Genomic DNA, 22,439 nt, shown 5'->3' with positions numbered 1-22,439 from the left:
ACGGCCCTTCAGGGCCAGTCACGGATCACGGGGTCGAGTGCACGGTAGATCGGCAGGCTGCCCAGCGCGTCGGGCACGTTCTGCCACACCGCGATGAACATCGCGTTGTCGCTGGTGCGCTGCAGGAAGGCGGCCTCCGACTGCACCGAGCCCACGTTGGCCGATCCGCTCGCCGAGTGGCCCACCTTCGCGCCCACGTCGGTGAACGAGAACGTCGCCCGCACGCCCGCGGCGAGCGTGGAGAACCAGGCGCCGCCGCGCTGGATGACCCCTGCCATGGCCTGGCTCGCGGTGGCATCGATCAGCTGGCCACGCTGGATGTGTGCCCACAGGCTCGCCATCGCGATGGCCGTCATGGCCGCTGACGACGAGCCGGGTTTCGGGTTGCGGCCCTTGCTCATCGTCACCACGGGCACGTTGAAGTCGGACCAGGCGCCGTAGTCGGTGGCCATCCAGAGGCCGGTGTCGGTGTCGGTGTCCAGGAAGCCCGCGGTCTCGAGCGCGCGGTTGACGAACGAGTAACCCAGGCGCTGCATCGTGTTGCGCGGCGTGATGTTCTGCCGCTGGTTGATGAAGATCTCGCGCAGCTCGCGGTCGTGCACCTCGCTCATCACCACGCGCCACTGGTTGGCACCGGCGCTTTGCGCGGTGAGCGCCTGCGGGAACGATGTGCTGCGCCATACGCCGGGCTTGATGCGGCGCACCGAGCGTTCGATGGTGGTGCTGAACTCGCGCTCCACGGCGTCGAAGAACTTGCGGGCGGTCGGTGCGCTGATCGTCGGCGCGAGCGCGTTGACCTGCGCCACCAGCTCGAAGCTCGCATACAGCATCACCGACTTCAGCAGGCTCGCCGAGAAGTACATCTTGTCTTCGTTGACGCCGGCGTAGTCCATCGGCCCGTTCGGCGTGATCCTGGCGACGATGATCGCGGCCTTGTCGAGCATGTCGGCCTGCGCGGCGTCGAGCGGTGCACGCGCCGCCGTGAGCGCCGCGGTGAGCCGGGTGTTCTGGGCGGCGCTCTTGCGCAGCTCGAGTGCGTAGGGCACCGTCGCGAACGGGCTGCGCGCGGCCGTGACCTGCACGCTCGGGCCGTTGACACGCAGCGAGCGCACCGCGATGTTCGGCTGGCCGAGCACCAGGTTCTCGAGCGTGTCGCTGGGCACCGCCACGTCGGCTCCGTGGCGGATCACCGCGACGAGCAGCACGAGCCGGTCGTCCGGCACGAGGGACAGGTCGAGGTCGAAGGTCGCGATGCCGGGGTGCGTCGCATCGATCGTCTGCCCGTCCAGCCCCTGCCGGGTGCCGACGAGCTTCCAGCCCGCGCCGAAGGCTTGCGCCGTCGTGCCACCCGCGCTGTTGAGAACCTCGTTGACGGCCGCGCGCCACGGCACATTGCCGCCCGGCCAGGTGGTGATGTCGTCCCAGCGCACCGGCGGCCGCGCGGGCGGTGGGTCGGTCCACTGCAGCAGCGCGACACGCACGTTCGCGCCGTCGAGTGGCGCGAGGCACCGCGCCTGCACCAGCACGTCGACCTTGCTCAGATCGCGCGGCAGCGCGCACGAGGCTTGGGTCAGCACCGGCCGGTCGGGCAGCGCGGCGCTGAACTCGAGCAGGTCTGCATGCGTCGGCGCGGCGCCACCCCAGGGCTCGGCCACCGCCCAGGGCATCTGCATGCTCGCTTTCCAGAAGGTCTCGTCCAGCCGCACGGTGTTGCCGACACGTGGCGCACCCAGGCTGCGCATCACCTCGTTGAACCAGTCGTCGAAGAGCCCGGTGGGGCGGATGCGCGGGTCGCCGAGGCGCTCGCGCAGCGCGCTCTGGTAGCGGCGCAATTTCTCGGCCTCGATGCCACCGCCGCCGCGCGTCCACGGCAGCGTGGCCGGCGTCGGGCAGCTCAGCGGGGCGCGCCGCACGTGCACGTCGGGGCTCGCGTGCCATGAGCGCGCGTTGACGCCGTCGTCCGACAGCGGCGACGACGGCAGTGTGTGGCGCAGGTCGTGTTCATGCGCGCGCAGGTAGGCAAGGTCGGTCACGTCTGCGGTGTCGAGGCGCAACTCCCACACCCCGCGCGCCGCGATCGCGGCGCGCAACAGACGCAGGCCGCCACGCGTGTGGATCTGGATGTCTTCCACCGCCGCCTCGGGCAACCCGTTGACGCGCGACGACCACGCCCATGTCGGCGCCGTCGGCGTGGCGAGGTTGCGCGTGCCCTTCCACACGCCGATCGTCGTGCCGACGTAGACCTCGTCCGGAAACGCCGGGTCGCAGACGATCGAGGTCACGGGCGCGGGCACACCGTCGCGGCGCAAGTGGGTCGAGAACCACTTGTCGGTGCCGTTGAACCAGTACAGCGTGTCGACGTCTTCCTTGTCGTGCTTGCCGCTCGTGCCGAGGTAGAGCGCGCCACGTGTGCCGCGCGCGATGCCGGGCGCATCGAGGTTCACGGCGATGTCGGTCCACACCGCGGCGTCGCGCACCGGGCCATCGGCCGAGGTGGTGTCCTTCTTGTTCTTCTCGCCCTTCTGCAGGATGGTGTCCGAGGTCCAGGTGCCGGGGCCTGCTGCCGTGTCGGTGCCTGCGGTGCGTGCGTAGCGGCGCACGCGGCCTTCGCCGAGCGCCCAGGCGACCTCGCCGGTCTGCCAGCGGCAGACGGTGATCTTGTCGCCGAACTTGTCCTGCGTCAGGTTGCCGGCGGGCGGCGGCGTGGCGCTGTGCAGCGTGACCCAGGTGGTGCCGAAGTCTTCCGTGTACCAAAGCCGCGAGGTGCCGACGATCACTTGCGTGATCGTCTGCCGGCCCGCCGGCGCACCGGGGCGCGACTTGGTGATCGCGGCGGGCGTGGAGTAGAACGAGCAGTGGTCCGCTGTGTTCTCCGCGGCCGGCGCCTTCAGCGAGAAGTTGCCGTCGGACGAGCCCCAGCCGGCGCGCGTGAACTGGCGCACGTAGCGCTGCGGCTGCGTCGGATCGAAGGCCACGCCGCCGCCGTCGCCGTCGCCCTCGTGGAACCACACGGCGCCGGAGCGGCGGCGGATGATGCCGTTGTCCTGCAGGCCGGTGACGACGAGGCCGTCGCACACGGGGTGGTGGGTGAGGTAGTTCGACTCGATCACCGAGATGCCGTCGTTCATCGCGGCAAAGCCGGCGAGGTCGGTGGGCGTGTCGCTGCGGTAGACACCGCCGTCGCAGGCGGCCCACAGCCGCGCGCCGGCCTTGCTGAACACGACGTCGTGCACATCGGCGTGCACACCCGCGCCGATCATCTTCGATGGCGACGCTGGCAGGCCGAACAGCAGCGCGCCACCGAGGCCAGGGGCCACGTCGGCGAACACGATGCCGCCGTCCTTCGCGCGGCCGCTGTTGACGAGGAGCCGGCCGTCCGGCGCGAGCGCCGCGAAGGTCGAGCCCGCGATCACGACGCGGTCCTTCAGCGTCGGGTGCACGGCGAGACCGATGTCGTAGAAGCCCTGGCTGCCGAGCACGTCGGGCACGGCGGTCACCTGCGTCGCGGTCGGCGTCGCGGCGGTCGCGCACGAGATGCGGAAGAGCCGCGGCAGGCCGGTGCCGTCGCGCTTGCCGTGGTCGACGAACAGGTAGAGCTGGTCGGGCGACAGGGCCGGATCGGACATCGCGAGCACGGCTCGTTCGCGCGGCGCTTCGGTGGCCGTGGCCGAAGACGTGGGCTTGGCCTCGACGATGCGCTCGAACGCCCCGGCCCCGGCGCGTACCCACAGGCCCGCCTTGTCGCCCGATTGCACCCACACCCACTGCCGCTCGGGCCGGGCGCCGCTGCCGCGGGTCCAGAGCACGTCGGTGCAGCGCACGGCGAGGGAGTCGAACGGGGAGGCGGCGACCTTGGTCCAGTCGGTGTCGGCAACCGCTCCAGCCGGGCGCTCGAACAGACCGACGGTGGTGGCCGCGATGGCGCCGCTGCCACCCGGCTGCAACGCGATGCGGTAGATGCCGTTGCCGAGCAGGTTGTCGGCCTCACGTGTCCACGGGTCGTCGGCGGCCGATGCCGCCGGCCTCACGGCCCGCAGGATGCCGATGCCGCCGAGCGAGTGCCCTGGCTGCGCATCGGCGGTGTGCGAGGTCTCGCCGGTGCCGACGTAGACCACTTCGCCGCCGGCGGCGTTCCAGTCGACCGCGATCGAACCGCAGGCATTGCGCTGCGCCGGCCGGTTGACGCTCGCAGGCGCCGGCGTCGCGGCAAAGCCGCCCAGCGATTTCCAGTGCCGGCCGCCATCGGCCGAATGCCACACGCCGCCATTGCCGCTGGCTGCATAGACACGCTCGCCGTCAGGGTGCACCGCGAGCATGTTGATGCGCCCGGTGACGCGCGAGGCGCCGATCACTTGGCCGTCGATCACCGTGTCGGGCCCCAGCGATTGCCACAGGTTCGTGCGGGTGTTCGCCGGTGCGCGCAGCCCGCCCGGGGCTGGCCGCGCGGTGCTGCGGCGCGCCACCTCGCCGTCGAGCTCGGTGCGCTGGCGCCGGAAGAATGCGACGCGCGCGCCGGGTTCGTCGTCGTCATCGTCGCCGGATCGTGCCGGCGGCCAGTCGTAGAGGCTCATGGCTGTGCCTCGTCTTCGGGTCGGGCCGGCGCCACGCGGATCCAGCCCTCGCGGAACTCTGCCGGCTCGTCCGGCAGCAGCGCGCTTTGGGTCGCGGCGAGGATGGCATCGGTGCGCCAGCTCGCGGGCGTGTCGCGCCACAGGAAGTTCTGGTCCTTGCCGAACACCGAGACCTTGGGCAGCCGCACCTGGCCCTCCTTCGCGAGGTCGACTTCCACCAGCACCGGCCCCGTGCGCAACGAAGGCGCGATCGCCTGCAGCCCCGTGCCGATCCAGTCGCGCGCCAGCGCGAGCTGCTTGCGCGGCAGCAGCCCCGAGCTCAGCGTCATCTTGCCGGCCGGCGACATGAGGATCGTCAGCGTCACCGTCTGGCCGATGTGCAGCGCGAGCGTGTCGGCGTCGTCGGTGCCCGCGATGTACGGGTGCGCGATCGGGCTCGCGGGTGGCAGCGCCTGCGCCTGCTCGAACACGCCGAGCCGGCCCTGGCTGCGCCCGGCTTCGGCGGCGGTGGCCGCGATCACCTTGTCGACCAGGCGGAAGCGCGAGTAGTCGTCGTCGACGAAGAAACCGAGCACGCCGTCGTCGCTGCGCGTCAGCTCGCCGATGCGCACCGGGAACGCATGGCGGGCGGCATCACGCTCGGCCTGCGCCCATTCGGCAGCGCGGGCGGGGTCCGAGAGGTCGATGTCGGTGGGCGGTCGAAGTTCGAGCCGCAGCTGCGCGCGCACCACCGCCACCGGCCGGCCGACGAGCCCGGCCACGTGTTCGCTGCCGAGCGAGGCGAAGCTGTCGACCGTCCACAAGGTGGTGTCGATCGCCCGCAGCAACGCAGACAGTGCACTCTCGGCCGGCGCTTCCTCGCTGGACTGGGGCGCGCCGGCACGCGCCGCCGCATCGGCCGCCACCAGCGCGGCGGCCAGGTCGGCCAACGGCTTTTGCGCCGGCAGCAGGCCGTGGTGAGGGCCCGCATCCGCCGGGCCTTCGCGGCCGGCGGCGATCTCCCACATCACGCCGCCGCTCACGGGCTCGTGCAGCAGCTCGCCGATCGGCGCGCCGTCGATGCCGAACACCTCCAGGCTTTCGTCGAGGTGGTCGGGCATCACGAAGCCGGCCACCGGGTTGACCTGCAGCGAAGGCTCGACCTGGTCGACCCGCGCCTCGGTGCCCTCGCTGCCCACCGGTGTCGCCGCGTCCACGAGCCGCAGCAGCCAGCGCGAGGGCCGCAGCAGGCGTGGCCGCAGCTGCAGCAGGCCGGGGTGGCCCTCCAGCGTTTCGCGGGTGGGCGTGATGGTGTCCGCCACCGCCACGTCGAGCGTGCGGCCGAAGGCGTCGAGCAGGCGCGCCCGCGTGAGCGTCACACCGCCGGCGAGCACCGTGTGCGGCGCCGCGATGGGCGCCGGCTGGCTCACCCCTTGTGCCGCGGCAGGCCGGCGCAGGCCGTCGCTGACCGGCAGGCCGAGCAGCTGCGAGCGCAGGCCGTCGAGCGTGGCGGTCAGCACGTCGAGGTTCTTCACCGAAGCCGCGAGCGTGCGGTACGCGGCCTCCACGTCCTCGTCGACCTGGCCGGCGCCGTCGTCGTCGAGCGCGTCTTCGGCGGCGAGCCAGTCGGTGATCGCGTCGTGCAGCGTCGACGCCGCACCGCTGGTGAGCTGCGAGCGCCCGCGCAGCACGAGCGAGGCCCCGTCGATCACCGTGACGCTCGCTTCGAGGTCGACCTCGCGCAGCTGCCAGGCCGCGAGCGTGGGCGGATCGAGCCCGTCGACACGCGCCTCCCATTCGAGCCACATCGGCACCCAGGGCTGCGCCCAGCTGGTGACACCGACAAGGTCAGGGTCCGCGCCCTTGTAGAGCGAGAACTTGCGCAACTCGTCGGCCACCATCGTCTGCTGCTCGCGCCGACCGGGCTCGAACGGCTTTGCAGCGGCACGTGCGCCGCGCGGCGTGCCGGGGGTGGCGGCCGCAGTGAGTGCGATGGTGCTGCCGTCGTAGGTGCCGTCGCGGCCGAAGCGCAGCACCGACTCGGCCTTGAGGCGCGTCAGCAAGGTGTTGCGTCCCACGCCGGGCGGTGCTATGGCGGCCGCGATCCACTCGTCGTGATACGGGTCGTGCAACAGCACCTCGCGCGCGAGCGTCAGCGCCTCGGCCGGCACCGAGCCGTTGCCGAGCGAGCGGATGAAGCGGTCCTTCGCGACCACGCCGTCGATCTCGGTGATCACGTGCGTGGGCCAGCGGCAGGTGAGCTTGCCGTCGGCCGAGCCGCGCCCGTCGCCGCCGTGGCGCAGGCTGCGGCCGGCGCCACGCAGCGCGACCATCGGGTCGGTCGGGAAAGCGAAGCGCGGCGCGGGGCGGTCGACCACACGCGCATCGGTGGGCGCGAGCACCTCGCCGACGCGCGAGCGTGCCAGGTCGTTGACCATCATCTCGGTGGCCTTGACGAGCGCCGGCTTGCCGGTGAACGCCAGGTGCGTGCGTGAGGCCGGCGCCTGGGCGCCGAGCGCGTTGCCGACCTTGCCGGCCTTCGCCGACTTCGTCTTCGCCGAGATGCCGACCTGGTCGCCACGCTTGCGTCCGATGCCGAGGCCGCCGGTGCCGCCGGTCTGCACACGTTGCAAGAAGCGGTCGGTGCCTGCCGAGCCCGAGGGCAACGAGGCGAATCCAGCCGCGTGTTCATGCTCTTCGAGTTCGACCGCGCCATCGGCCGAACCCAGCCGATTCACCTTCTGCGCAGTGAACGCGGTGATCAGCCGCTCGGCGGCGCGGCGCTGGTCGGGCGTCGCTTGCGCGCACGAGAGACCGGCGAGCAGGTCGTCGTCGTGCAGGCCGAGCGCGACGAGGATGCCTTGCGCGGAGGGGCGACGATCGACGCCCACGTCGCCCCGCACCGGCACACCGTAGATCGCGCCGTGCAGCAGCGACGAGCGCAGGTGCCACGCGGGCGCGGCGTAGCGCGTCGCCGCGTCGCTCGCGAACACCGAGGCGGTGGTGAGCTTCTGCGTCTCGACCACGGTCTTGTCGATCGGCACGAAGGCCTGCAGGGCAGTCGCCGCAGCGGCCGCTCGCACGCCGTTCTTCTTGACCGGGCGCTTCGTCGCGCCGCGGTCGGCAGACTCCAGCCCGAGCGCCTGGCGCAGCTCGGCCCGTGCCTGGTCCTGCGCGCGGCTCCAGGCGGCGTCGCCCCATTCGTAGAGCAGTCGCCAGCGCAGCGTGTCGAGCATCTCGTGCAGGCTGCCGTTGTTGCGCGCCTTGTCGAGCGGATCGAGCGCGGGGTCGCTCCACCAGCCGGTGACCAGGTAGCTGGCGCAGTCTTCGTCGGCGTCGCCCACGTCCTTCAGCGGGTCATGGAAGGCGAAGCGGTTGAGCACCGCGTCGTAAACGCCCGACCAGCTCACCGCGCCGCCCACCGTGCCGGTGAGCTGCTGGCGCTCGATCGTGGCGCCCGCCGGCGTACCCGCGGCGGTGCCGCCTTCCTTCCACTGGGCGAGCGGCACGGCGATCGCACGATCGGCTTCGAGCACCCAGCCGGTGACGGCCGCATCGCTCGCGCCCTTGGGCAGCACGATGCGCAGCACCAGCCAGCGGTCGGGCAGCGCGGGCAAGGCGAGGCGGTTCGTGCTGCCGTCGTCGGCGCTGCGGAAGCTGCCCCGCAGCAGCGCATCGGGCATGGCCCAGTGCAGGTGCACGCCGGGTTCGCGCGGCGTGCCCGCGTCGAACGGATCGGGCATGCCGTCTTCGGCCTGGGTGACGGTCTGGCCGTTCGGCCCGGCCACGAGCATCGGCAGCCGCACCATCGCCTCGGTGCTGCCCGGCGGCACGTACAGCGCCTGCACGTCGACCGGCACCAGCAGCCGGTGCTCGCGCAGCAGGTGGTCGTCCCAGGTGCCGATCTCGGTGAGGTCGAGCGCGGCGCGGTCGGCGGCGAGAAAACGCTTGCCGCGCGTGATCTCGCGCACCACGCCGGGCTCGAACGCCGCACGCTTGGCGGTACTCACTTGATCACCTTCGCGAGATTGGCGGTCACGGTCTTCTTCCAGTCCGACAGCGCCACCGTGGCCTTGAAGCTGTTGAGCGAGTAGAACTGCTGGCCCTGCTGGTTGTCCGGGTCGCCGAACACCTGGCGGTAGGGGAAGCGCAGCATCTGCAGCGCGTACTCGTTCGGCTCCAGCGTGCCGCCGCTGTTCGGCGCCTTGGCCGCCAACCGCTTGCGCAGGTTGGTCAGGTCGATCACGCCCGGCGCGCCGGCACGGAAGGGCACGTCGACCGAGTTGTCGGGGGTGAAGTCGTCCAGCGGCGGCACGCTGTCGCCGGTGTTGCAGTCGCGCACGTGCACCTTGGCGCGGCGGCTTGCGGGCGGGTCTTCCGGGTCGAGCCGCGCGCCGAACTGGATGCCCTGGCGCGGCTCCTCGATGTGCACCACCGCCGGCACGCCGTCGAACAGCACGAACAGCACCGCGGGGGCCAGGCGCTCCATGCGCAGCACCTTCATGCGGTCGGGGTGCGACTCGGCCGCGGTGGTGAGCGCGTCGTCGGCGACCACGTCGCGCGCGTACGCCCGCACATGCAGGTTGGGCCAGCCCGAGATCGCGCGCGAACGCATGATGAAGCCGGTGATCGTGCCGCTGCCGGCGGCGAGCCGCGGTTCGCCTTTCGGCCGGCGGATCGCACGTTCGGCCTCGTCGACCTCGTCGCGGATGTGCGGGTACACGGCCTCCAGCTGCGTGCGGTCGGCGCTGGTGATGGTGCCCACGCTCAGCGCGCCCTGCACCAGCGCGTCGGTCCACGCGCGGTCGATGTAGAAGAAGCGCATCGACTCCACCGGCAGCAGCTCGGCATCCGGCACGAGGTAGCTGAAAGGCACCCCGTGCAGCAGGCGCAGGCGCGCGAGGAAGCGGCGCACCTCGCCGGGCACGACGTGGGTGCCGTCGTCGGGGTCCTGGTCGGTGACGATGTCGGCGTAGTTCAGCGATGCGGCCATCGCCGCCTGGATCGCGACCTCGCCGCTGATGTAGGCCTTCATGGCAGATCCTCCGTCTCGTCGTCGGGCGGTGCGTGCGCGATCAGCGCGTCCAGCGCGTCGGGCTGCGGCTTGCGCGCCGCGCGCGCCACGCCGAGCGGGCCGACCACGATGCGCGGCGGTGCGGCCACCCCCAGCGTGCGTTCGAGCTCTGCGCCGAGTGCGGCGCGCAGCGCCGGCACCACCAGCTTCTCGTTGGGCGCCTGGCCCGGCTTGAGGGCCACCGGCGCCTGGGTCTGCTCGAGTGCAGCCACCATGCCGACCGCATCGGCGCGCTTGCGCAGCGATGCGAGGTCGTAGCCGAGGCCGCCAGCGATGAGGACATCGAGGTCGCCGTCGACGCGCAGCGGTCGCCCCGGGTCGGCCACCGGGCGCTGCGGGCCGATCATGCGGTCGGTGTTCTTCGACAGCACGTCCAGCGTCTGCATCGCGACGAAGCGGCCGATGTCGAAGCGTTCGTGCTTCAGCACGGGCAGCTCGAAGGGCACCAGTTCGGCGAGGATCTCGCGCACGCGGCCCGCGCCGAACTGCTCGCCACGGAAGCGCAACAGCGCCGAGACGACCGACAGCTGCGACAACGCGAGCAGCCGGCCGATCTCGAAAGCGGCCGCGAGCGCGAGGTCTTCGCGGCCGTCGGGGATCACGCGGCGCAGCTGGTCGGCGGCGTGGGCGAGCGCGAGCGGCTCGTCCTTCGCGGTCGAGTCGCGCGGTGTCGGGAAGGGCACGCAGGGCCCGCGGTACCAGGCACGCGAGGTGTCGCCGCGGCGTGTGCGGTGGTCGAGGCCGATGTGGCCGGTCTGCACGACCTCCGGGCCGGCTTCGGACGCAGGTGCGTTGGGTGCACGTTCGGGCACCGTGCCGAGCAGGCCGATGTCGATGTCCTGCATCAGCGTCTCGAAGCTCTCCTTGCCGCTGGTGGTGAACGACCAATGCGCGAGCACCGGGAAGCGCAGCACCTTCTCGATCGCATACAGCTCGATCGGGTAGCGGAAGCCCACGGCCATGGTGTCGCGCACCTTGCGCTTGGCGTCGGGATCTTTCGCAGCGGCGGCGATGCTCGCGGTGGGCGATGACACCCATTGTTTCGAGACGCTCTGCTGTGCCATCGAGGCGCCGCCGTCGATCGCGTTGCCGATCTTGGCGCCGGCCGAGGTCGTCTTGAGCGCAGGCGCCGCGAGGTGCGGCGGACGGGGCGAGCCAAGCCCGGCCGCAGGCAGCACCACGTGGCTCATCGACACGCCGCCCATCACCAGCTGGTCGGGCGCGCTGGTCGCGTTCACGGTCGCGAGCACGCTCCAGTCCTGCGCGAGCGCGTATTCGAAGCTCGGCACCGGCGGTGTCGGTGGCGGCAGCGCGTCGAGCTGGCCTTCGAGGTTCACCAGGCAGGCCATGTAGCGCACCGGCTTGGCGGCGGCGGTGTCGAACACCGGCAGGCGGTTCGCGAGCACCACGGCGAGCCAGCCGTCGTCGTCGCCGTTGGCGAGCTCGGTGTCATTGACGTCGACCTCGCGCACGTGGGTGAGCAGCGGCAGGTCTTCCGCGGTGGGGAAGAGCTTCTTCACCACCGTCTCGGTGACCGCGAGGTAGAGGCCCTGTTCGACATCGCGGTCGGTCGGGTCGGCGATCTTGGCGAGCGTGCCGGCGGTGAAGCACTCGGCCACCGGCGTGGCGGTGGAGAGCTCGGCTTCTCCTTCGGCCACGACCACCAGCGCGAGCCAAGGCACCGGCGACGGGTTGGCCGAGCCGGCCGGGTTGCGCTCCCACGGCAAGGTGCGGCGCTTGAGCACGATCTGCGGCAGGCGGTCGCCGAACGCGCCTTCGGCATTGGCCGGCGGGAAGCTCGACAGGATCTGCTCGGTCGGCATCGTGTAGCGCGGCGCCGCGACGCGGACGTGCGTGACCTCGGTCTCGACCGTGAACGGCAGACCGCTTTGATCGGTGCGCAGCTCATACGGGCCGGCGGTGATCGGCGGCATCACGTTGGAGTGCAGGATGAAGTGGCCGGTGTTTGGCATCAGCGTCGTCCTTTTGTCTTGGGGGCCGGCTTCTTCGCGGGCTTCGCCAACCGCTGCGACATCAGCGTGGCGAGCCGTGCGCCGCCTTGCGCCTGGGCGCGGGCCAGCGTGCGCTCTTCGCGGGTGCGTGTGGGCGCCTCCCACTGCAGCACGCTGTTCGCGCCCGGCTGGGTGGGGTCGGCGCTCGCGAACGGCAGCATCGCGGCGTCGAGGCCGCGGGAGGCGATGAGCGCGACGGCGCCCGTCGCGTCCACGCTGTCGGACGCCATCACGCCGACCAGCGACCAGCCCGCCTGCGTGGCGATCGTTACCACCAGCGGCCGGTCGCCATCGGCGACCACGTCGTACGCGAGCACGCTGCGGTTGTCGCTCGCGAGCAGCACCGGGGCACGGTCGCTACCGTCGGCCTCGTGCAGCCGCGTCGCGCCGTCCAGGCCGAGCAGCAGTTGCCGCGCCGCCACCGGGTCGCCCGCGGCGGCCGGGTCGTCGAGCACGATCACCACGGTGCGGGGCACGCCGGTGAAGATGGTCGTGACGGTGCTGGTGCCACGCGCGAGCTCGGCGCCGCTGACCCAGCCGGCATCGAGCCGCTGGTCGTGTGCCCCTAGGCGCTCGCCGACGGTGTGCACGACGCAGCCCGGGCCGACCGCGGTCGAGCGGCCCGCATAGGGCAGCTGCATGCCGGCATGCCATCCGGCGAGGCCCAGCTGCGACGGCACGCCGCTGCCCTGCCCGATCGCCACGATGCGCTCGGTGCCGCTCGGGATCTCGATCTCGCGCTGTTCCACGCGCTCGTCGGCGAGCCAGCGCCCGCCGTGCGACAGCAGCACGATGCGCGCCGCGGCACCACTGACCACGAGCTTCGGCCGATCGCCGTCGCCGGCATCGCGGCGCGCATTGGGCAGCTCGAGCACCACCGTCTGGCCGGTCGCGAGGCGCGCGCCGCCCGCTGCGGCGCGACCCAACCCGCGGCCCGCCGGCGCCAGCATCGCGCTGCCGAAGTCGCCGAGCGTGGCCGAGAGCGGCGCCCCGCGGCGCGCCACCATCGCAGTCGCACCGTGTGCCACCGCGGTCGGCGGCAGCCGGGTCGCGGCGATCACGGTGCCACCCGTGCCGCGTCGATCATTGGCCGCGGTCGACACCGCCGGCGTGTCGGTGACCACGAGGCGCGCCGCGATCGAGCGGCTGCGTTGCGCCTCGACGGCCGCAAGCGTGGGCCGCGCGGTGCGCCACGCGCGCTGGCTGCCTTCGACCGTGGTGCGTGCCTTGTTCGCGACGCTGATCCCCACCGTCGCACCCGACAGCAGCCCCACCGCACGCGGTGCATCGACAAAATGGTCGTAGACCTTGGGCGGCATGGGCGGCGCCACCTCGGGCACCGTCGTCGCCACCGCGACCTCCAGCCCTTCGGTCAGCGTGCCCAGCCGCGGCGGGCTTTGCCGTTCGCCGCGCAGCGCGGCCAGCGCCGTGGGCGACGCACGTTCACTCAGGAAACGTGCCGCCGCCGAGAAGGCAGCGTCGCGCGTGATGGGCGCGGTGACCAGCTGGCTCACCGACTTCGCCGAGTTGCGCTGGTTGGCGATCTCGGTCGCCCGCCGCGTAAAGGGCAAGGGCCGGCGTGGCCCGATCTCGACCTGGTGGTACGGGATCTCCGGCCCGCCGCCGGACGGCGTGGCCTTGCAGACGAGATCGAGCTCGTTGAGCGCCTCGATCATCTCGCCCTTGGGCATCTTGGGCGCGTTCGCATCCTGCGGCTGGCCCCAGATGCCGGCCGGGAAGTGGCCGAAGGGGCGCACCGTGTCGATGAAGGGATAGGGCCGGTCGACACCCTCGCGCCGCCACGTGATCGTGATCGTCGGCGTGACGCTCACGGTGTCCATCGGCGCGACGCCCAGTGCGCGGCTGGGGGCGTGCGAGGTGCTCGTGATCATCGCCGGCGCCAGCGTGCGGTTAACGCGCGACGCCGGCACCGTGCTCGTGAACGTGACCGAGAACTCGACCACGACGATGAACGGCCGCTGCGACGAGCCGTCGGGCGTTGACTGCTCGCCCTTGGCCGGCAAGGCGCCGGTGTTCGTCATCACCGCGTGCGGGCGCGCATTGCCGTTGTCGGCCGCCTCCAGGTACTTGGCGATGAACGCGTCGGCCGCGATCGGCTGCTTCTGCTCCTGGCCGGAACCGCCGAACTCGAAGGTCAGCCCGATCGGGCCGACTTCGAAGGTGACGCTGCCGCGGAACTCCGGGCCCATCACGCGGATACGTGCGCCGATGTGGATGGAGATCGTGATCTCGCCGAACAGCCAGGTGTCGATGGTCACGCCGGCCGCGATGCGCGCGTACGCCATCACGTCGTACGAGAACGGATCGAAGAACACGATCCCGTGCGCGCCGAACTTCACCTCCGCCCATGCCGCGCCGAAGCTCGCCGAGGCTTCGAAGTCGCCGCCGGCCATCAGGGCCTCGGAGGTCAGCGCGAAATAGCTGCCGGCCTTGATGACGATCGTGCTGCCGATGCTCCAGCGCAGGCCCAGCCGCGGCACCACCGGGTAACCGTCGCGCCGGAAGTCGGGGTGGAAGCCGCCCAGCGTCAGCACGAACTCGCCGGCCTTCTCGCCCTTGAACCAGATCACGAAGGCAAAGCCGCCGGTGAGCTTGACGTCGGGGTAGAGCAGCCAGGAGTTGTCGGTGAGCTGGCCTTGCACCCACAGCACGCCCTCGCTGCTGGAGAAGCGCACCAGCAGCGCGAGCTCGATCGAGACGATGGCCGCCTGCGGGCGGGGCAGCGCCATGCGCGCGAGGCCGAGGATGTTGATGTCCAGCCCATCGCCGATCTGCACTGCGACCACCGCGATGCCGTCGACCAGCGCGAAGCTGTTGAACGAGATGCCGGCGGCGAACCAGAAGGTGCCCTTGCGCATCGGGTAGTACTGGCCGAGCTCGCGCAGCTGCGTCATCGGATCGCTCGGCTTGGCGGCGATGTCGAGCGCCTGGATCAGCGGGTAGTTGCCGAAGTTCGAGAGGTCGGTGGGCACCTTCAGCATGCGGTTGATGCCGAAGCCGCCGCCGATGCCGGTCAGGAAGAAGGCGGGCGGCCCACCGATCGGGCCGTTGATCGCGCCGATGGCGAAGAAGGCGACGAACTTCTCGTTCTGGTCGGTCTTGCCCTCGCCGTAGCCGCCGAAGACGGTGAGGCCATAGACCGCAAAGCGCCCGAGCAGCATGCCGAGGTACTCGGTGCCCTGCGGCGTGGCCTGTTTGAGCAGGCCGCCGGCGATCGACACGCCGGCCATGTTGGCCGAGACCGCCAGGCCGGCCAGGTCGATCGCCCAGCTCGCGGGGTTGAAGAAGTCGTTGTTGCCGACGATGTAGGTGAGCTGCAGGTCGTCGACCGCGCAGGTGAGGCCGAACATCGACACCGAGCCGTCCATCAGCAGCGAGATGCGCTCCAGCCGCCCCTGCGGCATGGTGGTGCCGAAGCCGATCTGCTCCAGGTAGAGCGGGCCGAACCCGCGCTGGATCGCGATCCACCACGGCCCGGTGCCGTCGCCCGCCGTGAGCGAGACCTGCACCGCGCCGCCGTGGTGCGACTGGATCGCAAGCGCGGGCGAGAACGCGGGCTTGGGCGGTGTCGGCCCGGTGTCTCGCATGATGCCCTTGGCGATGCCGTTCTCGCCGCCGGCACCCGACGCGGACACCGCCAGGTTCGAGAACTTCAGCTGTACGCCGCCGCTCCAGGCGCCGCCGGAGTCGATCGCCGCGAAGACGTAGAGCGCGATCGATTCGATCGTGATGCCGGCATCGAGCAGCGGGCCGGACGACCTGCCCACGCGCAGCCCGAGGCCGTTGACCACCAGGCTCGGAGTGAACGCGAGCGGCAACGTGGTCGGCAGGAAACCGACGAACAGCCCGCCGTCGCCGGGCGGGTTCGGGTCGATCCAGCGGTCGTCGTTCTCCAGCCAGAGCGACACGTCACCCTCGACCAGCGCGAAGCGGTCGGTCACGCCGAGCTGCAGGCCGATGCTGCCGCCGAGGGTGGTGAAGGCGATCTCCAGCGGGCCGATCGGGATGGTGATGCCGGCGCCGGCGATGTTGGTGAAGAGGCGATGGATGCGCGGCAGCAGCAGGTTCGCATCGAAGGGCTGGTCGATCAGCCGCGTCGGGTTGGCCGCATCGAGCAGCACGCCGGCGAGCAGGAAGCGCACGTCCTGCGCGCCGACGGTCACGTCGAGCAGGTCCTTGACCGCCTGCTGCGCCATCGCGACGGCGGCGACGACGTCAGCCACGATCTCGACGACGCGCAACGCGACCGCGCCCGGGTCGGTGGTGGCGATTGCCGTGGCGAGTGCGCCGTCACTGGCCACGAGGTCGAAGCTGGCGGTGTCGAGCGTCCAGCGGGCAGCGAAGTGGTGGGTGGCGTCGGCCGAAAGCCCGACCATCACGCGCCTGCCGCCCACCGGCGCCAGGCCCGCGCTGATGCTCACGAAGGGCTGCAGCAGCACGCCGCCGGCCTCGATGCTCGCCGGGCCGAGCGCGAGGCTCAGCTCGTCCAGCCCCGCGGCGCTGATCGCGAGCGTGCCGCCGAGCCGCTCGATGCCGGGCACCGCAACGCCGGGCACCGTGAGCCGCACGCGGCTCGCGCCCGGCTGCCATTGCAGCGTGAAGGCGTTGGTCACTTCCACCGTCAGCTCGTTGCTGGTGCCGCTCGCGCTGACGCCGTTGGGCAGGAAGTCGTCGAGCAGCGGCGCGATCAGGTTCAGGCCGGTCGCGGTGATCGACGGGATGGCCGCGGTGAGCGCGCCCACCGGGTTGGCGGCCCACTGGCGCAGGGCCTCGGCGCTGAACTTCCTGTTCGGGTCGATGCCGGTGCGCAGACCCAGCGCGTCGCCGACCTTGCCGACCAGCTCGCCCGGCGTGCCGGCTAGCCCGGCGAGCTGGTCGAGCAGGAAAGGCAGCGCCGCTTCGGCCACGGCCGACAGCGCGCCCAGGCCGGAGAACGGCACCAGCGGGACGTCGGCGCCGCTGGCGGGCCGCAGGAAGAGTTCGAGCCCGCTGTTGCCGATGCGCGCGTAGACCGCCTGGCGGCCAGGCGTCGTGCTGTCAAGCCCGAGGTGGGTTTCCAGGGCGACACGCGGCGCGCCGGTGGGCGCGATGGCCAGGCTCGCGCCGATGCCGCCCGCAAGCCGCACACTGGCGGCCGGTGTCCACTCGGAGGGATCGACGCTCAGCGCAAGACGTGCGCCGGCGCCGTCCGCCGCCACCGACAGGCTCACGCCGGTGGCGATGGGCAAGGGCGAGCCCGCGACGCCTTGCAACTTCATCAGCGGGCGCAGCGCATCGAACAGCGCCTGGATCTTGAGCGGGCTGGACGCCAGCGAGCCGGCGCTGCGCAGCCACGCGGCCGGGTCGGCCAGCAGGCCGGCGAGCGGGCGCAATGCGCGTCCGGCGTCGCTTGCGGCGCCGTTCAACATGCCGAGCGCGTCGAGCACCGCATCGATCAGTGGGCGGGCTTCCGCGTCGGCCCGGCGCATCAGCTCCAGCGTGACGTGCGCCGCCAGGCTGGGCGCGGCCTGGGCCAGCACGCGGGCGAGCGCCTGGCCGTCCGGCTGTGGCCACAGTGGCACGACGACCTGGTTCGTCGCGCTCTGCTGCCACTGCAGCGTGACCGCGAACGGCGCCAGCGCGACCTGGACCTGCAGGGAGCCGGTCGTGGGCAGTGCTGCATCCGGGCCGAAGCGTAGCGCGCCTGCCAGGCCGGTCAGCGACGCGGTGACGTCGGCCTGCCAGCCGAAGCGGCCGAGCGCGCTGCCGCCGCCTTGCACCTGCACGCTGCGCGCAGCGAGATCGATGCTGGCGCCGAGGGGGCCGAGCATCGAGGTGATCGCCGCCTGGACGGCGGTGCTGGCCGCGACCAGGCGTTGGCGAACGAAGCCGGCGGGGTCGTGCACGAACTGGTCGACGGCATCGCCGACGACGCCACCATTGACTCCGATGAGCCCGAGCGCCGTGAACAGGTTCGAGAGCGCCAGCGAGCGAGCGCTGCCGAGGTCGGCGGTGAGCCGCTGCACGGCGGCCGACAGCAGCACGCGCGCTTCTGGCAGCACGGGCACGTCGTCTTCGCCGAGGCCGACGACCAGCGCCTCCCACGACTGGCCGAACACCCGCGCCTCGTGCAGCACGACGCGCGCCTCACCCGGCGACGAGCCGTCGAGCGGCATCGTGAACTCGGCGGAGATCGCGCGCAGTTCGAGCTCGGGCGTGGCGGCGAGCCAGCCGATCGCGTCTCCGATGCGCAGGTCGACGCGCAGCTCCTGCGTGCGGTCGACGCCGTCTTCGAGGTCGAAGCCGAACAGGCCGAGCTGCGCGCTCGCACGGATGCGCAGCGTGCCGCTGGTGTCTTCCGGCAGGGCCCAGCGCAGGCCGGCGAACACGCCGGTGGGCGCCGCGATGCCGACGCTCGAACGATCGCGCGCACGGCCGGCAAGGCCTGCGGCGACGATGGCGGTGAGCGCGCTCGCGATGCGCTCGGCCGGCACGTCGCCGAACAGGGCGTGCACCGCGAGGCCGGCACGTGGTGCGGGCAGCGGGTCGGTCGGCGGGCGCAGGTTGGCAGCCGGGTCGGCGAGGGGCGCGAGCTCCATCAAGGCGCCGACCATCGAACGGCCGAGCGCGAGGTCGGCGTCGTCTTCGTCGGTCCCGTCGGTGGGCAGCAGGCGGTCGAGCAGGCGCAGCATGTCGGCGGTGGGCTGCACGCTGACGGCGGTGAGCGAGATCGGTGCGAGCGGCGTGCCGAGCAGCACCAGCTCGGTGACCACCGCCTTCGCGTCGGCGGCACGCCGCGCCGCATGGCCTGCACCACCCACCGCAACCACCACCACCCCACCGGCCACCGCGGCGAAGGCATCGAGCACCCGCTCCAGCCGCGCGGACTGCTCCGCCGTGCCGTCGCCACTGCTGGTGCCGGTGCGGCAGTCGGCGCGCGTGCCGAGCGCGATGTACCAGTCGCCGGTGTCGGCGGTGGGCGCGGTGAACATGCTGGCGTCCAGGCCGGCGGTGCTCATGTCGATGCGCCGCTCTTCGCCGAAGCCGGCCCAGGCCGATGCCCCAAGCGCGACATGGAGCGTCGTTGTCGGCGCGCGGCCGATCAGGTCTTCGAGGTTCAACTCGTCGAGCAGCTGCGACGCACCGACGTCGACACGCCGGATCGTGACGCCGGCCGGTGCCTGCGCTGGCGCGACGATGCGGCCGTCGCCGCCGACCCAGCGCTGCACAAGCGCGGTGAAGCCGGCATCGAGGTCGCGGCCCTCCACGAGTGCGCGCACCTCCTCGGCAACCTCGGCTTCGTTGCGCAGAGCCGCGGCGAGCGAGGCCGTCGACAGCCCCGGCATCCCCGGCCGCCAGTTGCGGATCGCCTGGTGCGCCGCGGTGACGACCGGCTCCAGCCCGTCCGGCGGGAACCACACCGCGATGTTCGGCAGGCCATCGGCCAGCGCGAAGCGATACGGGTCGTGCGGCCGGCCGCTGCCGGCAATCACGCCGCGCGCTGCGCCGAGGCCGCCGAACAGGTCGGCCAGCAGTTCGAGCGCGCGCTCGCCCAGATCGCTCATCGCAAGCCGCGGTAGCCAGTCGCGCAGGGCCGACTCGGGCGTGGTGATGAGATCGGCGAGCCTCAGCCGGGCACCGCTGCGGGCGACGCCGCCCGCCTCGCGAACGGACTCGGCCCAGCCGAACGCGCGCGCGAGATCACCGACCACGCCGCCGATCAGCGTGCCCAGGTGGCCGATCAGCGCCTCCACGCCGTCCCAGGACTCGGCGGGCAGCGTGACGCTGCCATCGATGCCGATCACCGGCAGCGCGATCGGCAGGTCGATCGCGTCGAGTTCCAGGCGCAGGTGGGGCGCGCTGACGTGGGCCGCGAGGCCCGCGTCGGGTGACCATGCGAGGCGTAGGCCGACGTGGTCGGCCACCACGGCCGTCGCGTCGCCCAATGCGAGCCGCGCACGCGGTGGGTTGGCGCCCCGTTCACGCGCGGTCAGCGAGGCCTCGACGCTGCCGAGCAGCACGGCGCTGCGTGCGGCGAGGTCGATGCGCGCGATCTGCGCGGCGATGCGCGTCGTGAGCACGGTGCAGCGCTGGCCGAGGTCGTCGACCTCGGTCGCGGCGGCCAGGCCGATGTGCAGCCGGGGGCCGTCGGCCACGACCTCGAAGGCCAGCGGGCCGATCACTGGCAGGTGCCACGGGCGCTCGACGGTGCCGAGGCCGGACACCACCGACACCGCTTCGCTCGCATCGGTGATCGCGCGGCGCAGCGCCGACAGCACCGTGGTCGCGGCCGCGGTGTTGGCGATGAGCTGCTGCCAATAACCGGCCACCGCCGCCACCGGGTCGGCCATCAGCGCCGCCAGCGTCACCGCAGGGACACCGGCCGGCGGCGTGAGGCCGAGCAGCTGGCGCGCCAGGCCGAGCGCACTGCCGAGCCCGGCCAGCAGTTCGTCGGCGACGTCTTCGACGGCGTTGCCCGCGGCGTCCATCACCGCGTCGGGCGAGGTGAGGTCGAGCGTGGGGTAGTCGCGCGTGCCGAGGCGCACCGTGTCGGCCGCGAGCACGAAGCCGAGCCGGCGTTGCGCATCGATGCCGAAGCCGATGCGCAAGGTGTCGGCGCGGGCGACGGTCGGTGCGGTGATGTCGAGGATGCGGTGGCCTGCGCGGCCCGCTGCGGCCCAGACGCCGAAGCTCGGCAGCGCGAAGGCAACGCCTGTGACGAGGTCGATGCGGAACACGTCGGCGCGCGCTTCGATGCGCGCGTCGTCGTTGCCGAGCTCGATCGCGACGCTGGGCGTGAGCCGCGCGTTGCCGCTCGGGCCGGTGTCGGTGCGCAGCGCGAGCGTGAGCACCGCGGCGCCGAGGTCGAAGCTCACGCCGTCGGCGATGGGCGTGCCGCCGACGAGGGTCGCCAGATGGCCGAGCCAGTCGGTGCGCGCATCGGTGTCGGTGAGGATGAAGCGCACCCAGTCGGCGATCGCCAGCACGCCGCGCGTGGGCAAGGTGGTGATGGGGAAGTCGGGCACGTCGTCGTTGGCGCGCAGGCCGAGCAGGCCGGCCACTGCACGCAGCACGGGCGGCGCGAGCGCGGCGTCGGCCTGCGCCTTGACGAGCGAGAGCACCAGGTCGAGAAGCGCGTCGTCGAGCTGCTCGGCGCCGTCGGCGCTCACGCGGATGTCGCGCGGCTCGGTGGCGCCGGGCAATTGCAGGCCGGCCAGCGAGACGCCGAACACCGGTGGCTTCGGGTCGCCGGGCGCGGTCGGCAGGTCGACCTGGAGGCCGATGCCGCCCAGCCGCGCCTGGCCGGGCTGCGGCGGTGCGCCGTCGATCGTGACCGACGTGCCGATGCGGATGCGCCCGCCGGCCGAGCCGAGCAGCAGGGGCTGCGACACGCTCGGCCCGCCTTCCTTGTGGATCCGGAACAGCGGCACCGCGAGCGTGGTCAGCGAGGTCGGGGCGGTGGTGGCGAAGCTCAGGCCGATGCCGACGTGCAGGCCATCGCTCGGGTTCTCGTCGATCGTCAGCGCGATCGACAGCGCCGGGTCGTCGATGGACACGATTGGTAGCCACGTCACGCCGCCCGAGGTGCTGCGCTCGGCACCGCCGAGCGCCTCGTCGACGAACGCGATCAGCGCCTCGCGCTGCACCTGCGACGCGAGCATCTTCTGGAGCGAGCTCTCGGGGTTGGCGAACCAGCCCTGGTTCGGGTTGCCGCTCGCGTCGAGGATCCCCAGCGCCTTGGCGAGGTTGCCGAGGATGCCGAGGTCGAGGTTCATGCCTTGAGCGAGCTGGAGCCCGCGAAACGGTGCCGGGCCATCGGCAGGATCTCGATGCCGCGCGCGCTGACCGAGAGCTCCACCGGCACCAGCAGGTTGCCGCGTGTGTCTTTGCCGATGGCCGCGGCGATGCCGGTGACGAGCCCCAGCACGCACTGCCAGGCGAACGCGACCAGGGCATCGCCCCAGGCGTCGATCACCACCGGCGGGCCGTTCGGCCGGCGCGGCGTGGCGGCGTACAGGCCGGCGGGGGCCGTGGGTGAGCCGGTGGCGAACAGAGCCTCGACCGTCGTGGGGCCGGTCTGGTCGCAGCGCACCGGGATGCGCACGCGGATCAGCCCGTCTTCGATCTTGACGTCGACGCCTGCGATGCCGACGGCGAGTTCGCTCTCGCCTTCGACCCACACGACCTCGGTGCGCTTCGTCGGGCGGAAGAAGCCGGCGGCACGGCGGGCCGCCACGCGCATCAGCTCGGCGCCCTGCTCGGGCGTGATGCGCACGGGCTCGAAGACATCGCCCTCGGCCATGGGCCGCACCGCACGGGGCAGCCGCTGGGCACGCCGTTCCGACTCGACGAATCGAGCGAATTCGGTGTCGACGGCATCGCTCATGTGCGCGCCCCTGTTGCCTAAGTTGGCGCACAGTCTGCGCATTTTCAGTGGGCGGCAATCCCTAACTTTGCGTATGACAAGCAATGACTCCGTTGATGGGTGGTCCTAGCGGTGACGGTTCAGAGATGTCCGGATGCGAGCTTGCAGTTCGTATTCCTCGTGAGCTGCCTCGCGTTCGCAGGCGTCAACTCATGAAGGCGCACCGTGCACATCTCACCCTTCGTTCGCATGCTCGCAGGCGCCATGGGCTTGTGGTGGGCGTCATGGCTTGCAGCACTGCAGCAGAGTCGCGGAACCTCCAGATCGTCCACGGCCACTTCGCCTTCACCGTCAGCGGCAAGGAGTACACGAGCGCCAGCGCCGCCTGCGCGGCGTACCTGGCATCGCTCGCCGCACCCGGGAAACACCAGGACGTG

Annotated in this window: 6 protein-coding genes; all 6 read right to left on the bottom strand. The window is 72.1% G+C overall.

Annotated elements, in window-relative coordinates; all coding sequences use genetic code 11:
- Nucleotides 1-8: 8 nt before the first annotated feature.
- From AC1DYS_RS10675 to AC1DYS_RS10650, 6 genes are read right to left on the bottom strand one after another with little or no spacing between them, the layout of a single operon-like run.
- A complete protein-coding gene (locus AC1DYS_RS10675) occupies nt 9-4,571 on the bottom strand; it encodes a WD40/YVTN/BNR-like repeat-containing protein (protein WP_477898765.1) in 4,563 nt (1,520 codons plus the stop codon).
- Nucleotides 4,568-8,560: a hypothetical protein gene (locus AC1DYS_RS10670; RefSeq protein ID WP_477898763.1), complete on the bottom strand. Its 3,993-nt coding sequence runs from the start codon at nt 8,558-8,560 to the stop codon at nt 4,568-4,570. Before AC1DYS_RS10670 ends, AC1DYS_RS10675 begins: the two co-directional genes overlap by 4 nt.
- Nucleotides 8,557-9,585, bottom strand: a complete 1,029-nt coding sequence (locus tag AC1DYS_RS10665) for a hypothetical protein (RefSeq protein WP_477898761.1) — start codon at nt 9,583-9,585, stop codon at nt 8,557-8,559. The genes AC1DYS_RS10670 and AC1DYS_RS10665 overlap by 4 nt, the downstream gene beginning before the upstream one ends.
- The gene (locus tag AC1DYS_RS10660; RefSeq protein WP_477898759.1) at nt 9,582-11,597 is read right to left on the bottom strand and encodes a hypothetical protein; all 2,016 of its coding nucleotides are present in this window, start codon (nt 11,595-11,597) and stop codon (nt 9,582-9,584) included. The genes AC1DYS_RS10665 and AC1DYS_RS10660 overlap by 4 nt, the downstream gene beginning before the upstream one ends.
- A complete protein-coding gene (locus tag AC1DYS_RS10655) occupies nt 11,597-21,412 on the bottom strand; it encodes a DUF6603 domain-containing protein (RefSeq protein ID WP_477898757.1) in 9,816 nt (3,271 codons plus the stop codon). Before AC1DYS_RS10655 ends, AC1DYS_RS10660 begins: the two co-directional genes overlap by 1 nt.
- A complete protein-coding gene (locus AC1DYS_RS10650) occupies nt 21,409-22,023 on the bottom strand; it encodes a hypothetical protein (protein ID WP_477898755.1) in 615 nt (204 codons plus the stop codon). Before AC1DYS_RS10650 ends, AC1DYS_RS10655 begins: the two co-directional genes overlap by 4 nt.
- Nucleotides 22,024-22,439 lie beyond the last annotated feature (416 nt).

The sequence above is a fragment of the Rhizobacter sp. P2_G4 genome, from assembly GCF_056403575.1.
This window is presented reverse-complemented; position numbering and strand designations above follow the sequence as displayed.